The sequence below is a fragment of the Pontixanthobacter sp. CEM42 genome, assembly GCF_017812015.1.
Taxonomy (GTDB): domain Bacteria; phylum Pseudomonadota; class Alphaproteobacteria; order Sphingomonadales; family Sphingomonadaceae; genus Pontixanthobacter.
On the sequence record NZ_JADQTN010000001.1, the window covers coordinates 1,625,597 to 1,639,796 of the forward strand.

The 14,200-nt window shown below is 58.3% G+C and carries 12 protein-coding genes; 7 read left to right on the plus strand and 5 right to left on the minus strand.

Annotated elements, in window-relative coordinates:
• The first annotated feature begins 161 nt into the window (after positions 1-161).
• Positions 162-1,997: a translational GTPase TypA gene (gene typA / locus J9777_RS07800; protein WP_209348154.1), complete on the plus strand. Its 1,836-nt coding sequence runs from the start codon at positions 162-164 to the stop codon at positions 1,995-1,997.
• A gap of 43 nt (positions 1,998-2,040) precedes the next feature.
• Here the strand turns inward: typA and J9777_RS07805 are convergent, their stop codons facing one another.
• The 4 genes from J9777_RS07805 to J9777_RS07820 all read right to left on the minus strand — a co-directional run bounded on the left by J9777_RS07805 (position 2,041) and on the right by J9777_RS07820 (position 5,162).
• Entirely contained in the window at positions 2,041-3,036 is a 996-nt protein-coding gene (locus J9777_RS07805; protein WP_209348155.1) for an inorganic phosphate transporter, read from the minus strand.
• Between the two features lie 94 nt (positions 3,037-3,130).
• Positions 3,131-3,850: a cytochrome c biogenesis CcdA family protein gene (locus J9777_RS07810; RefSeq protein ID WP_209348156.1), complete on the minus strand. Its 720-nt coding sequence runs from the start codon at positions 3,848-3,850 to the stop codon at positions 3,131-3,133.
• Positions 3,851-3,899: 49 nt separating this feature from the next.
• Positions 3,900-4,289, minus strand: a complete 390-nt coding sequence (locus J9777_RS07815; protein ID WP_209348157.1) for a thioredoxin family protein — start codon at positions 4,287-4,289, stop codon at positions 3,900-3,902.
• Between the two features lie 93 nt (positions 4,290-4,382).
• Positions 4,383-5,162, minus strand: coding sequence for an SDR family oxidoreductase (locus tag J9777_RS07820; protein WP_209348158.1), 780 nt, complete (start codon positions 5,160-5,162; stop codon positions 4,383-4,385).
• Positions 5,163-5,266: 104 nt separating this feature from the next.
• On the opposite strand from J9777_RS07820, the gene putP reads away from it, so the two are divergent.
• The 6 genes from putP (at position 5,267) to J9777_RS07850 (ending at position 13,508) form a co-directional block, all read left to right on the plus strand.
• The gene (gene putP, locus J9777_RS07825; RefSeq protein WP_209348159.1) at positions 5,267-6,751 is read left to right on the plus strand and encodes a sodium/proline symporter PutP; all 1,485 of its coding nucleotides are present in this window, start codon (positions 5,267-5,269) and stop codon (positions 6,749-6,751) included.
• A gap of 10 nt (positions 6,752-6,761) precedes the next feature.
• A complete protein-coding gene (locus J9777_RS07830; RefSeq protein ID WP_209348160.1) occupies positions 6,762-8,567 on the plus strand; it encodes a gamma-glutamyltransferase family protein in 1,806 nt (601 codons plus the stop codon).
• Positions 8,568-8,653: 86 nt separating this feature from the next.
• Positions 8,654-8,989: a type IIL restriction-modification enzyme MmeI gene (locus tag J9777_RS07835; protein WP_209348161.1), complete on the plus strand. Its 336-nt coding sequence runs from the start codon at positions 8,654-8,656 to the stop codon at positions 8,987-8,989.
• Positions 8,990-9,031: 42 nt separating this feature from the next.
• Complete coding sequence (locus J9777_RS07840; RefSeq protein WP_209348162.1) at positions 9,032-12,223, plus strand: DNA methyltransferase; 3,192 nt, start codon at positions 9,032-9,034, stop codon at positions 12,221-12,223.
• A 180-nt stretch (positions 12,224-12,403) separates the two neighbouring features.
• Complete coding sequence (locus J9777_RS07845) at positions 12,404-12,772, plus strand: VOC family protein (RefSeq protein WP_209348163.1); 369 nt, start codon at positions 12,404-12,406, stop codon at positions 12,770-12,772.
• Between the two features lie 73 nt (positions 12,773-12,845).
• Positions 12,846-13,508 carry an extensin family protein gene (locus tag J9777_RS07850; protein WP_209348164.1) on the plus strand — a complete coding sequence of 221 codons (663 nt, stop codon included), beginning with the start codon at positions 12,846-12,848 and terminating at the stop codon, positions 13,506-13,508.
• Positions 13,509-13,511: 3 nt separating this feature from the next.
• Here J9777_RS07850 and J9777_RS07855 read toward each other — a convergent pair whose 3' ends face one another.
• Complete coding sequence (locus tag J9777_RS07855) at positions 13,512-14,135, minus strand: LuxR C-terminal-related transcriptional regulator (RefSeq protein ID WP_209348165.1); 624 nt, start codon at positions 14,133-14,135, stop codon at positions 13,512-13,514.
• Between the last annotated feature and the right edge of the window lie 65 nt (positions 14,136-14,200).

The following is a 14,200-nucleotide window of genomic DNA, read 5'->3' on the forward strand; positions in this document are numbered from 1 at the left end:
GCGCTAACTCCCTCGCACTATGCATTTGTTGCACATAAGCCACAGCCGATTTTACCCCGTAGCGCTTGCTGTTTGACGGCCTCTCCGCTAGGGCGCGCGCCATATTGCACTCCGATGTTGCACCGCACAATTGCGTGTACTCTAATTGAAAGCACAAACTGATGTCCGCTAACCAGCGTAACGTGGCGATTATCGCCCACGTCGACCACGGCAAAACCACACTTGTCGACCAGCTCTTCCGTCAATCCGGCACGTTCCGCGACAACCAGCGCGTTGAAGAGCGGGCGATGGACTCCAACGATCTGGAGAAAGAGCGCGGCATTACCATTCTCGCGAAGTGCACTTCAGTCGAATACGGCGAAGGCGACGACGCCCGCCGTATCAATATCGTCGACACACCCGGACACGCCGATTTTGGCGGCGAGGTTGAGCGTATTCTGTCGATGGTCGACGGGGTAATCCTGTTGGTCGATAGCTCCGAAGGTGCAATGCCGCAGACCAAATTTGTGACCGGAAAAGCGCTCGCGCTTGGCCTCAAACCTATTGTTGTCGTCAACAAGATCGACCGTCCCGATGGCCGCGCGGAAGAAGTGCTCGACGAAGTGTTCGACCTGTTCGTCTCGCTCGACGCGAATGACGAACAGCTTGATTTTCCTGTGCTCTACGCATCGGGCCGTGACGGCTACGCCAGCGAAGACATTAACGCACGCAGCGGCGATCTGACACCTTTGTTCGAAACAATCGTCAGTCACGTCCCTGCCCCTCAGGCAGACGTCGATGCGCCGTTCAAATTCCTCGTTACGCTGCTTGATCGTGACAACTTCCTCGGCCGCGTCCTCACCGGCAAAGTGGAATCGGGCACGATCAAAGTGAACTCGCCGATCCATGCGCTCGATGCAGACGGCAATGTGATCGAAACCGGCCGCGCATCGAAACTGATGTCGTTCGAAGGACTTGACCGCGTACCGGTTGAGGAAGCGAAAGCAGGCGATATTATCTCGCTCGCAGGCCTTACCGTTGCGACCGTTTCGAACACGATTTGCGATCCGGATGTAACAGAGCCGCTGCAAGCGCAGCCTATCGATCCGCCGACCCTATCGATGCGTTTTGCCGTCAACGACAGCCCGTTGGCTGGCCGCGAAGGCAGCAAAGTCACCAGCCGCATGATCCGCGACCGTCTGGCTCGTGAAGCCGAAAGCAACGTTGCGATCAAAATCACCGAGTCCCACGACAAAGACAGCTTTGAAGTTGCTGGCCGCGGCGAATTGCAGCTTGGCGTTCTTATCGAAACAATGCGCCGCGAAGGCTTTGAACTCGGCATCAGCCGCCCACGCGTGCTGTTCCGCGAAGACGAGAACGGCAAGCGTACCGAACCATATGAAACCGTCGTGATCGACGTGGATGATGAATTCTCCGGCACCGTGGTTGAAAAGCTCGCTCTGCGTAAGGGTGAAATGACCGATATGCGCCCCAGCGGTGGCGGTAAAACCCGGATTACCTTCAGCGCCCCGTCACGCGGTCTGATCGGTTATCACGGCGAATTCCTGACGGATACGCGCGGCACCGGCATCATGAACCGCCTGTTCGAGAAATACGGCCCTTACAAAGGCAAAATCGGCGGCCGTCAGAACGGCGTACTGATCAGCCGTGAGAACGGTGAAGCGATCACCTACGCTCTCAACATGCTTGAAGAGCGCGGCATCCTGTTCGTGAAGCCGAAAGAGAAGCTCTACGAAGGCATGATCATCGGCGAAAACGCCAAGCCCGAGGACATGGAGGTAAATCCCATGAAATCGAAGCAGCTGACCAACTTCCGCTCAAGCGGCAAGGATGATGCTATCCGCCTCACTCCGCCAAAGGTAATGACGCTGGAACAGGCCATTGCCTATATCGACAATGATGAAATGGTCGAAGTCACCCCGGAAAATATCCGCCTGCGCAAAGCAACGCTCGACCCGAACGAGCGCAAGAAAGAAAAGAAGCGCGCGGAAGACTAAGAAAGACACCCCCTCCTTCAAAGCGAAGTGAGGGGGTTTCTTTTTAGACCACCAAACCAACCGCAAACGCAATTCCCGCGGCAATCGGTAGTGTCGCAACCCAGCTCATGATCACATTGCGGACCATCGACAGGTCGAGCGTGCCTGCACCCGCGCCAGTTCCGATGATCGATCCGACCGAAACATGCGTAGTTGATACTGGCAGGCCGAACCGGCTTGCGCCTAGCACCAGACCTGCGGTGATCAGATTGGCCGAAACGCCTTGGGTCGGATCGAGATGATTGAGTTTCAGGCTCATGGTTTCGGCCACCCGGCGTGACAGCAACCAGCCGCCGATGCCCATCGCAATCGTAACTGCAACGGCTGACTCTGCAGCGCTCGCGACTTGTGTGCCAATCAGAAGCGCCGCCAATTTTGGCGTGTCGTTCACCCCGCGCGCAAAGCAGATGCTTGTCGCAGACAGGTAGTGGACCGCGTCCAGTACCGGCGTCGGGTGATCTTTGCCGTGCTCGCGCGCCTCTGCCTCGGCATGTTCGACGGCGACCTTCTTGCGTCCGCGCACTTGCCGGATCACCAGATAGACGATGAAGGCCAGGAAAGCCGACAGGAACGGGCTGGTCAGCAATGGCAGCACAAATTTCGCGCCAAGATTGCCCAGATTGATCGACGTTTCACTTTGGGCGATGCCCGCGCCGACCAACCCGCCAACCAGTGCGTGCGTAGTCGAGATCGGAAAACCCAAACGCGTCGCCAGAATAACGGTCACCGCTGCACCGCTCGCGACTGCGAGCGCGAAGCTAGGTGTATTGGCGAGCTCTGTTCCGACCAAACCTTTGCCCGAGAATTGCTGGACCAAGCCATCTGCGATCAGCACCGAGGCGATACCGCCCAGCACAGTCGCAATTGTCGCGAAGATCAGCGCCTTGCGATAGGTAAGCGATGCGCTGCCCCAGACCGTCGCGAAACCTTTGAAATTGTCGTTCGCGCCATTGCTGAACGCCAGAAAAAGGGCCGTGAAGCCCAGTAATGCGATGATCATAAAAGTCCCTGTTTTTCAGTGTGCTGACACATCAATATCGTCGGGTGAAGCTGGTGCAGTTGATTCTCCACGCCTCGGTTCCATTGGCCCGCAGTTAGAAGCGCGTGGTGAACTGGATCAGCCACAACGGCATGATTTCGATCAGCGATGCTTCGATCATTTTGTCGAAGCCCGTCAGGACCATCACACCCACCAATGTTAGCGCCAATCCGAAGAGCGGCTTGCCCCATTTTGCGAAGCCGGAAAGCGTCTTGCGCCGGTCACCCAGCGCTTTGCGCGATCCATAGGCGAATAGCAGGATCGACACTGCGACACCCAGTCCGAACACCAGGAATGTGAAGAAGGCTGAGACAAGGTTCTCGCCCGTGCTCGCCGCCGCAATGGCGACGCCCAAGGTTGGGCCGACACATGGTGCCCAGACCAGACCGAGTAACAACCCGATCATATACTGGCCGCGCACGCCTTTATTGGAGACCTTCGAAAGCGCCTGATTGCCGCGATTGGTCAGCGGGGTTGCCGCTGCGCTCAAAGTCGCCTGCAATTGCGGCACCAGCAGAACAATCCCCGCCAGCACCAGCAATCCGCCCGCAAACATCCGGATCGCGCGCTCATCAATGCCGAGCGAAAAACCGAAAGCGATAATCGTGAAACCGAAAATGGTGAACGATGTCACCAGACCCGCAGCCAGCGCCAGCGGGCCGAACTTGCTCTGCCCCAAAGCCGACCCGATCAGGATCGGAATCAGCGGCAGCACGCAAGGATTGAGGATCGTCACCAAACCGGCGACGAATGCCAGGGCAAACCCAGTCAGCATGGTAACGATCCTCTCTGAGAAACCTTTGGGGGTAGGCGACCCGAAGGCCTCAGATAGCGTTCAGCACGACAGTGCGCAGCGCTGTGCGATTGGTTTGCGCGATTGAGCGAGCAGTTTCCTTTTTGCCTTTGAATACCAGGATGGTCGACTGGCGCGGAACACGGTGCGTCCGCAGGAAGGCTTTGTCTTGGTCGAAATCGACCTTGATAAATACTGCGCCTTTCAAGCGTTTATCCGCGCGTAGTTCGTTCAGGATCGGTTGTTGGGCCTTACAAGTGGGGCACCAATTCGCATGCACATCAACGACAATCGTCTTGCCTGCATTTTGCGCGGCGGTGAACGTGCTGGCGCTATAATCGGTCCAGCCGGGAGCAGCCGCCGCAGGCGTCAAAGCGAACAAGGCCGCAAAAGCAGCAACAATCGAAAGCAGTTTTTTCATCAATCAATCCCTTGGATATGTAGTCTATCCTGAGGGTATTCGCGCACGCATCGCCACGGGTTACACCTTACCGCGGATTTTGCTGAAGAAAATTTACCCGAAGAAATTCGGCTGCCCGTTGGAAGCGCTGACACCGCCATCGACCGCCATATTCACTCCGGTCACAAACACCGCATCGTCTGATGCAAGGAATGCTACCGGACCAGCAATCTCTTCAGGCTCTGCCGCACGGCCCAGCGGCATACGGTTCTTGATCGCTTTCATTGCGCCGTCATTGTCCGTCACACCATCGGTCATGTCCGATTTGGTAAGCGAAGGACATACGCAGTTCACCCGCACATCCTGCGCCCCCAATTGCAACGCCATCGCGCGGGTCAGATTGACCACTGCACCCTTAGAGGCATTGTAGATCGGCATCATCCAGTCCCCGCCGAGGCCTGAGACGCTGGCAATGTTGATGATGTTGCCCTTGGTCTTCAGTAGCTCCGGGATCGCTGACCGGCTGAGATACATCACGCCTTTCACATTGATATCGATCACCGCGTCGATGTCTTTGTCGCGCGCATCTGCAAGCTGCCCCATCCGCGCAACACCGGCATTGTTGACCAGCACATCGAGCGCGCCGAATTTCTCGACCGTCTTGCGTACAATCCGCGCTGCAAACTCGGGTGAACTGACATCGCCTTCAACGATCAGCGTGCGATCAGCATCCAACGTTTCCGCAACTTTCTCGCAATCGGCGCGGTTACGCGAATTGAGCACCACATTCGCGCCCTCCTCGGCAAAGCGCCGCGCAATCCCCTCGCCAATCCCGCTAGAGGAGCCGGTGACGATGACAGTTTTGCCAGTAAAGCGAGCGAGGCCAGTGTTCATGTGAGTGGTCCTTTGGAAAGAGTGGTTTGCGCTAACAATGCATGGCGGAGCAAAACGGTCCTGACTAGTGGCCAGCCCCCTCCAGCTTTGTTACGGACCCGCGTATGGAAACCGGAACCTACATCTCGCTCGCCGCTTACTTCATCCTGATGATCGCCATCGGGCTTTACGCCTGGCGCAAATCGACGTCGGACAGCGAGGGATATCTGCTCGGCGGGCGCAATTTGCATCCGGCGGTGGCGGCTCTCTCGGCGGGCGCTTCAGATATGTCGGGCTGGTTGCTGCTGGGACTGCCCGGTGCACTCTATGTCGCGGGTCTGGTCGAGGCATGGATCGGGATCGGGCTGTTTATCGGTGCATGGATCAACTGGATTGTGGTTGCGCCAAGGTTACGCAAACAAACCGAGGAAATGGGCAACGCGTTGACCATTCCGCAATTTCTCGCGAACCGTTTCCCCGATCAGGCCGTGACACTGCGGGTGATTGCGGCGATCATTATCGTTGCATTCTTCGCCGTCTATACAGCGTCAGGGCTGGTCGGCGGCGGTAAGTTGTTTGAGACGAGCTTTGCCGGATTGTTCGGTGCAGCTGGCATGTCGGACTACATGATCGGTATCTGGATCACTGCGGGTGTGGTGCTGGTCTATACGATGGTCGGCGGATTTCTGGCGGTCAGCCTGACCGACTTTGTGCAGGGCTGCATCATGGTCGTCGCATTGGTGCTGATGCCGGTGGTTATCCTGATGGGCGGCACCGATCTGAACGCAGCGGCAAGCGCAGCACAGGCGGCGGGTAATGCCAATTATCTCAGCCTGTTTGGCGGACTGACCGTGGTCGGCTTCCTCAGCACCGTCGCATGGGGCCTCGGCTATTTCGGGCAGCCGCATATCATCGTGCGCTTTATGGCGGTGCGCAGCGTTGAGGAGGTCAAGACCGCGCGCCGCATCGGCATGAGCTGGATGGGCGTGGCGCTGATCGGCGCAGTCGGTGTAGCGATTGCTGGACGCGCCTATGCGGAGCAGAACGGGATAGTGGTGGAGGATCCCGAGACGATCTTCATCATCCTCGCCAATACGCTGTTCCATCCGCTGATCACCGGCTTTCTGCTGGCCGCATTGCTCGCTGCGATCATGAGCACAATCAGCTCGCAGCTACTGGTCGCCTCCAGCAGCCTGACAGAGGATTTCTACCGCCTGTTCCTGCGAAAGGAAGCCACCGAGCGCGAGACCGTCAATGTCGGGCGAGTATGCGTGCTGCTGGTGGCACTGGCCGCGATGGTGATCGCCAGCGACCGCAACAGTCAGGTACTCGGCCTCGTCTCGAACGCATGGGCCGGCTTCGGTGCGGCGTTTGGCCCGCTGATTATCCTGTCGCTGACATGGAAGAAAATGACCGGCGCAGGAGCAGTGGCCGGATTGGTCACCGGCGCGGCTGTGGTCGCAGGCTGGATAGCGCTGGGCTGGAATGCAGAATTCCTCGGCGGCGCGGGTCTGTACGAAATCATCCCTGGCTTCATCGCCGCGTGGCTGGCGATTGTGCTTGTCAGCCGGATGACATATTCCGATCAAAATACAGCCGCCACGGCTTGAGGAGAACACCATGCGATTGATTGCAAGTGCCGCGCTGCTGATCACAGCAAGCACCATCCCAGCCCATTCGCAGGAGGCGGAAGAAACGCCGGCTATCGGCGCATCGGAAACTATCGGCGCGGGCGGCAGGCCCATCGGCAAGGATTGGTCGCGCAGCCCGGTAATCGCGCAACACGGCATGGCCGCGACCGCGCATCCGCTCGCCACGCAAATCGCGCTCGATATCCTTAAAGACGGCGGCACCGCCGTTGATGCGGCGATTGCGGCCAATGCAGCGCTGGGCCTGATGGAACCGACTGGCAACGGCATTGGCGGCGATCTCTACGCGATCATTTACGACTCCAAGACCGAGAAGCTTTACGGTATCAACGGATCGGGCCGTTCTCCCAAAAACCAGACGCTCGACCAGCTCAAAGCGAAGCTGAATGGCGCAGAGGCCCTGCCCCCTGTCGGCCCGCTGCCAATCACCATCCCCGGCACCGTCGATGCATGGTTCGAAATGCACGGCAAGTTCGGCAAGCTGTCGATGGCAGACATCCTTGCGCCGACCGTCAACTACGCGCGCGAAGGGCACCCCGTCGCGCCGGTTATCGCGATGTATCTCGACCGCTCGCTTCGCGCGTACGAGCGGCGACAGAAAGCCACTCCGTTCGATTTTTCCAACGCCCGCGCGACATGGTTCGCTGACGGCGCGCCCGCAGCAGGCGATGTGTTCAAGAACCCCGACCTCGCGCAAACGCTGGAGACCATCGGCAAAGACGGCCGCGACGCGTTTTATGACGGCGCGCTCACCGATGTGATGGTCACATACCTTCAGCAGCAAGGTTCCGCCTTCACGCGCGAGGATTTCGCCACCCACACCAGCAGCTGGGTCGATCCCGCCTGCGTCACCTATCACAGCGGCTATGAACTGTGCGAGCTCCCGCCCAACGGCCAGGGCTTCGCCGCGCTGCAAATGGTCAACATCCTCAAAAATGTCGATCTGAAGCAGTGGGATCGCGGTTCCCCCGAAGTGCTGCATTACATCACCGAGGCGAAGCGGCTGGCCTATGCCGATGTCGCGCGCTTCTATGCCGATCTCGATTTCGCGCCTTTCCCGATGGATCTGCTGAGTGACGCATATGGCAAGAAGCGTTTTGCCTTGATCGATCCGGAACGCGCCACGCCCGAATTCGCGCCGGGCGAGCCTGCACCCGAGCCCAAGCTAGAGGGCGAAGGCGACACCACCTATCTTACCGTGACTGACAAAAACGGCATGATGGTCAGCCTGATCCAGTCCAATTACCGCGGCATGGGCGGCGGTCTGACGCCTGACGGGTTGGGCTTTATGTTCCAGGACCGCGGCGAGCTGTTCAGCCTCGATCTCGCGCACCCCAACGCCTATGAACCGGGCAAGCGCCCGTTCCACACGATCATCCCCGCCTTCGCCAAGAAAGACGGCAAACCATGGATGAGCTTCGGTCTGATGGGCGGCGGAATGCAGCCGCAAGGGCACGTGCAAGTGCTGATCAATATGGTCGATTACGGGATGAATGTGCAGGAAGCCGGCGACGCCGCGCGCCTCAACCACGATGGCGGCCGCCAACCGACCGAGCCGCTATCCGGCCCCAGCAAAGACCCGCTCGGCACGCTGAATGTCGAACCCGGCATCTCCGCTGCAACAATCGCGCGCCTGAAAGCCATGGGCCACAACGTCCGCGTGGTCGATAACGGCATCATGTTCGGCGGCTACCAAGCGATTGTGCGCGATCCGGAAACCGGCGTGTATTCGGGCGCAACGGAGATGCGGAAGGACGGGCAGGCTAGCGGGTACTAGGGCGGGTATTGAGGGGCGTCTCCGCGTTAAGCGTTGGACCGCGATAGCAGCTTGTAACTGCGCTCTTTTTACCGCATCACCGCGTGATGGGGGAAGTTAATATAGCCGCTCTTGAAAAGCTCGTTTCCGAAGCGAAAGCCTCGGGCGGTTCCGAGCTCGCAAATGCACAATCATTTGTCATATACCTAACGCAAGCACTCGGTCTCGAGCCTCCTAAAATGCAGGGCGAGGAGACCGCGAAAAGCGATTATGTATTCGAACGTCCGGTTACCTTCCGGCATCCGGGCGGCACCACCAGCACCGGCCGCATTGATTGCTACAAGCGCGACAGCTTCATTCTGGAAGCGAAACAATCCGCCAAGCGCAAGAAAGCACGCGAGACCGAGCAGCTGGAAATGGCGGGCATCGAAACCACGCAATAGCTGGGCCATGCCAAACGCGGCACCAAAACGTGGGACAAGGTGATGATCGCCGCCAAGAAACAGGCGGAAGATTACGCCCGCTCCTTGCCCGATGATCATGCCTACCCGCCCTTTCTACTGATCGCCGATATTGGCAACGTAATCGAAGTTTACGCTGATTTCAGCGGTCAGGGCCGCAACTACGCGCATTTCCCCGATCGCCAAAGTTACCGCCTGTCGATGGACGATCTGCTTGAGACGGGCGTTCAGGACAGGCTGCGCGCGATCTGGGATGATCCGCAACGCCTAGATCCCACGCGCATTTCTGCCGCCGTAACCGAGGACATTGCCGAGCGGCTCGCAAAGATCGCCAAGAGCTTGGAAAAACGGCATGATCCCAAGGATATCGCCGAATTCCTGATGCGGTGCCTCTTCACCATGTTTGCAGAGGATGTGGCCCTGATCCCCGACCACGGTTTCCAGAAACTGCTCGAACAAATGGTCGATACGCCAGAGCATTTCCCGCCAGCACTGGAAAGCCTGTGGCAGGTAATGGACAAAGGCGGCTACGCCCCGCATCTCAATGCCACGCTCAAACGATTTAACGGATCGCTGTTCAAAACGCATCGCGCGCTGCCGCTTGAGGCAGACGATATTCGCGAATTGTGGCTCGCCAGCAAGAAGGACTGGCGTGACGTTGAACCCGCCATTTTCGGTACTCTGCTCGAGCGCGCACTGAATACCAAGGAACGCGGTAAGCTGGGCGCCCACTTCACTCCGCGCGTATATGTTGAGCGGCTCGTGGTGCCGACAATTATCGAGCCTCTGCGCGAGGATTGGGAGGAAGTGCAGGCGCTGGTCGAAGATCTGCGCCGGGCTGGCAACAACGACGCAGCGCTGGAAGCAGTTCGCCAGTTCCATCATACTCTATGCATCACGCGCGTGCTCGACCCCGCCTGTGGCACCGGCAATTTCCTTTATGTCAGCCTCGAACTGATGAAGCGGCTCGAAGGTGAAGTGCTCGAAACGCTGGAAGCGCTGGGCGATGATGAAGCGCGGCTTCTGCTCGATGGCGAAACGGTCAATCCGCGTCAGTTCTACGGCCTCGAAATCAATCCGCGCGCCGTACCGATTGCCGATCTGGTGCTTTGGATCGGTTTCCTGAAATGGCAACTCCGCACAGTGGAAGTGAAAGACCTGCCCGAACCGATCCTGCACGCTTACGGCACCGTCAAGCAACAGGATGCAATCCTTGCCTATGACAAGCAGGAATTGCTGCGGAACGAGGACGGCACGCCGATGACGCGGTGGGACGGGGAGACGATGAAGCTCCACCCCATCACCGGCGAGGAAATCCCCGATCCCGATGCGCAGATGGAACTCTACACATACGAAAATCCGCGCCGCGCCGATTGGCCGGAGGTGGAATTTATCGTCGGCAACCCGCCTTTCATCGGCGGCAAGGATATGCGCGCTGAGTTGGGCGATGGCTATGCCGAGGCGGCTTGGAAGGCGCGTAAAGGCGTGCCTGGCGGGGCCGATTTCGTAATGCATTTTTGGGACGAGGCGGCAACGCGGCTGCTCGCCAAGCCGCCTGCGAAAACGAAAGGCGAGAACTCGCTGCGGCGGTTCGGTTTTATCACTACCAATTCCATCACCCAGACCTTCAGCCGCCGCGTGGTGGAAAAGCATATGAACGCGAAGTTGCCGCTATCGCTGGTCTATGCCGTGCCCGACCACCCGTGGGTGAAAGGCAGCGAGCGCGCGGCAGTGCGGATCGCCATGACCGTGGCGGTGCGCGGCGAGCGCCAGGGCAAGTTGGCCGAAGTAGTGCACGAAAGCGGGCTCAATAACGATACGCGTGATGTGCGGCTGGAAAGTGAAGTGGGGAAGATCACGAGCGCACTGCGCCTGGGAGCTGATTTTTCACGTATCTCAGACCTCATTGCCAATGAAAAGATCGGGAACAAAGGTATCGTTCTTCACGGCAAGGGCTTCTTGGTAGACGAGGCGACCGCCAACCGCTTGGAGGAGCGCTCAGATAAAGCAAACGATAGGATTATCCGGCCGTTGTTCAATGGCAACGATTTAACGCAAAGGAGCAGAGGTGTCTGGGCGATCGACGCGGCATTCCTCGAGAAGGCCGATTTGGAGAGAAATTACCCAAAAATATACCAGCATCTATATGATCATGTTCGTCCGGAAAGGTTGCAGAACAAGCGGGAAGTGCGCCGGCTGAATTGGTGGAAATTCGGAGAGATCGGAGCAACTTTTCGACCTGACCTACTGAGGATTCCGTCCTACATTGCGACCACGAGGACGGCCAAGCATCGAACGTTCTCAAAGGTATCGAGCTTCGTAATCCCGGAAAGCAAGCTCGTAACGTTCATGACCGATAGTAATCAGATTCTTGCATTGCTCTCATCTCGACTTCACCATACCTTTGCATTGACAACCGGTGGTTTCTTGGAAGACCGCCCAACTTATCAGCATACGGATACATTCAACCCCTTCCCCTTCCCCATCCTCACCGACACCCAATCCGCCAAGCTCGACGCCCTCGGCGAACGCCTAGACGCCTTCCGCAAAGAGCGGCTGGCGGAACACGCCTTCCTCACCATGACCGGCATGTACAATGTGCTCGAACGCTATCGCGAACTCGATCGCAAGGCGGACGTGCCGCCGCTTTCAGAGGAGGAACTGGATGTCGCCGAAGCGGCTCAAATTACCGTGCTCAAGGACATTCATGACGAAATCGACCGCGAGGTCTTCGCTGCCTATGGCTGGGAAGACTTGGGCAAGCGGCTCGTCGGCAAGCCCGGCGCGACCACACCCAGCCCGCACAAATCCGAAGATCAGGAAGAAGCCGAGGAAGAGTTGCTCGCACGCCTCGTGGCGCTGAACCAAGAACGCGCTGCAGAGGAGAAACGCGGGATCGTTCGTTGGCTGCGCCCCGATTTCCAGATCCCGCGCCTTGGGCATAAAGTCTCTGGCAGCGAGCAGGTCGAGGCCGACTTGGGTGAAGTGGTGCTGATCGAAGAGCGCAAATGGCCGACCGATGGCCTCGAGCAAATCCGCACATTGCGCGATGTTCTGGCCGAAGCAGAAGCGCCCCTGCCCGCCGATGCCCTTGCCACCTTGTTCAAGGGCCGCAATACCGCCAAACGCAAATCGCGGGTTTCCGAAGTGCTCGAAACGCTGGTCGCAACGGGTGCCGCACGGTCTGGCGAAAAGGGCTATTTCCTGCCGCGCTAGGGCCGCATTTTCCTACTCGCCGCTTCCCTGCTAGCTTCGCTTTGTCCTTCTTCGCATCGGTTTCCGGCCGGAAAAGGCAAAGTTCGTTAGTTCATGCGCCTCTGCGGATGTGTTTTATGAACTAAACCCCCAATTTGGGGATCGTGACGCTGCGACTCGGGCGGCAGAGGAGAGAGATTGATGGCCAAAATCACAGGACTGGGCGGCGTGTTTTATGTTGCGGAGGACCCTGCGGCGACGCGCGAATGGTACCGCGAAAAGCTGGGTATTGATGGCGAATATGGCCCGCAATTGAGCTGGTCGGAAGAGACGGGTGACAAGCCCTATTCGCTGATCAGTCATTTCTCCGACGACAAATATATCAAGCCAGGCAAAGGCGGGTTTATGATCAATCTGCGCGTCGATGATCTGGACGGCTTTGTCGAAGTGCTGAAAGACCGCGATGTCGAAATCCTCGACTCTGTGGATGAGGGATACGGCAAATTCGCATGGATTCTCGACCCCAATGGCGTGAAGATCGAATTGTGGGAACAGGTCGAAGCGCCCTGATTACGCGCCGCATGGCAACCTCGGCACGGGCGCGTTAGGCGGGTATTAACCACCTCCCGCAAATATGGCGGTGATGGTTCGTAATGCTCTCCTGATTGCCGCGTCTGCTCTTCTGGGTGGATGCAGCCTGCTGCCGGGATCGGACCGCTCCGACCCGCCGCGCAGCACGCAATCGGCGAACATGCCGGTATCGGGAGAGGCCCGCCAATGTCTGGCGCAACTGGACCGCACCGGATCGCGCTATAGCCCGTTGCCCGACCGGACGCTGGGCCAAGGCTGCACCAATTTCAACACGGTGCGATTGTCGGATTTGCGCGGTGATACTGCGAATTTTGCACTAGCCAATCTGGGCCCGGTAACATGCCCAACCGCCAATGCCTTTGCCGGATGGGCCAGATATGGCGTGGACCGCGCCGCGCGGCAAATCCTCGGCAGTCCGCTGCTGAGAATTGAAACGATGGGCAGCTATTCCTGCCGCAATGTCGCGGGGTCAAACCGTCGCTCAGCTCATTCGCGGGCAGAGGCAATCGATGTGGCGGCTTTCGTGCTGGCCGATGGACGAAGAGTGAGCGTTTTGGGCGATTGGAACGCCGGATCAGCGGAAGAACGCGAGTTCCTGCGCATCGTCCGCGGGAGCGCCTGCAAACGGTTTGGAACGGTTCTAAGTCCGGACTACAACGCCGATCACCGCGATCATTTCCATCTGGAAGTCGGCAGCAGCGACTTCTGCCGATAGGGCCTAGGCCGCGTTCGGCGTGGCATCGATTTGTGCCTCCAACCGCACTCTAACCGCCTCTGCAGCGTGATGTGCGCCTAGCTTGTGCATCATATTCGCGCGATGGATTTCAACGGTGCGCGGGCTGATATCCAATTCGCGGGCGATCGCCTTGTTGCTGCGCCCCCGGGTTAACCAGTCGAGCACTTCGCGCTCACGATTGGAAAGGTTCGCAATCAAGCTACGGGCATCAATCATTTTGCGCCGCGCCTCACCATATTCAACTGCCTCACCGCCGAGACGAGAGAGTGTGCCATCGAACAATTCCATATCGAACGGCAGCGACAGATAATGCAGCGCACCTGCTTTCATCGCATCCACCACCCGCTCGGGAACCGGCTGGGTTGCGGCGGCGATCACGGGCAACCAAATCCCGGCATCGGCCAGAGTTTCGATCAAGCCAGCGGTGCCACCGGTCTCCGGATCGTCTGTGGCAACGATGATTCCGTGCGATGGTGCATGCCCGATCAACTCGCCAATGTCGGCATAGACTTCGGCATGATAACCGAGGTCAAATGCAATTGAGGCATGTTCCGCCCGGTTGCGGCTGGACGGGTCGACGAAATGTATTGTGAAGCGTTTTTCCATGAACGCATATCTGACGTACTACGCATGATTGCGCATTCCGTAGTAATACCGATGTGGAGATTTAA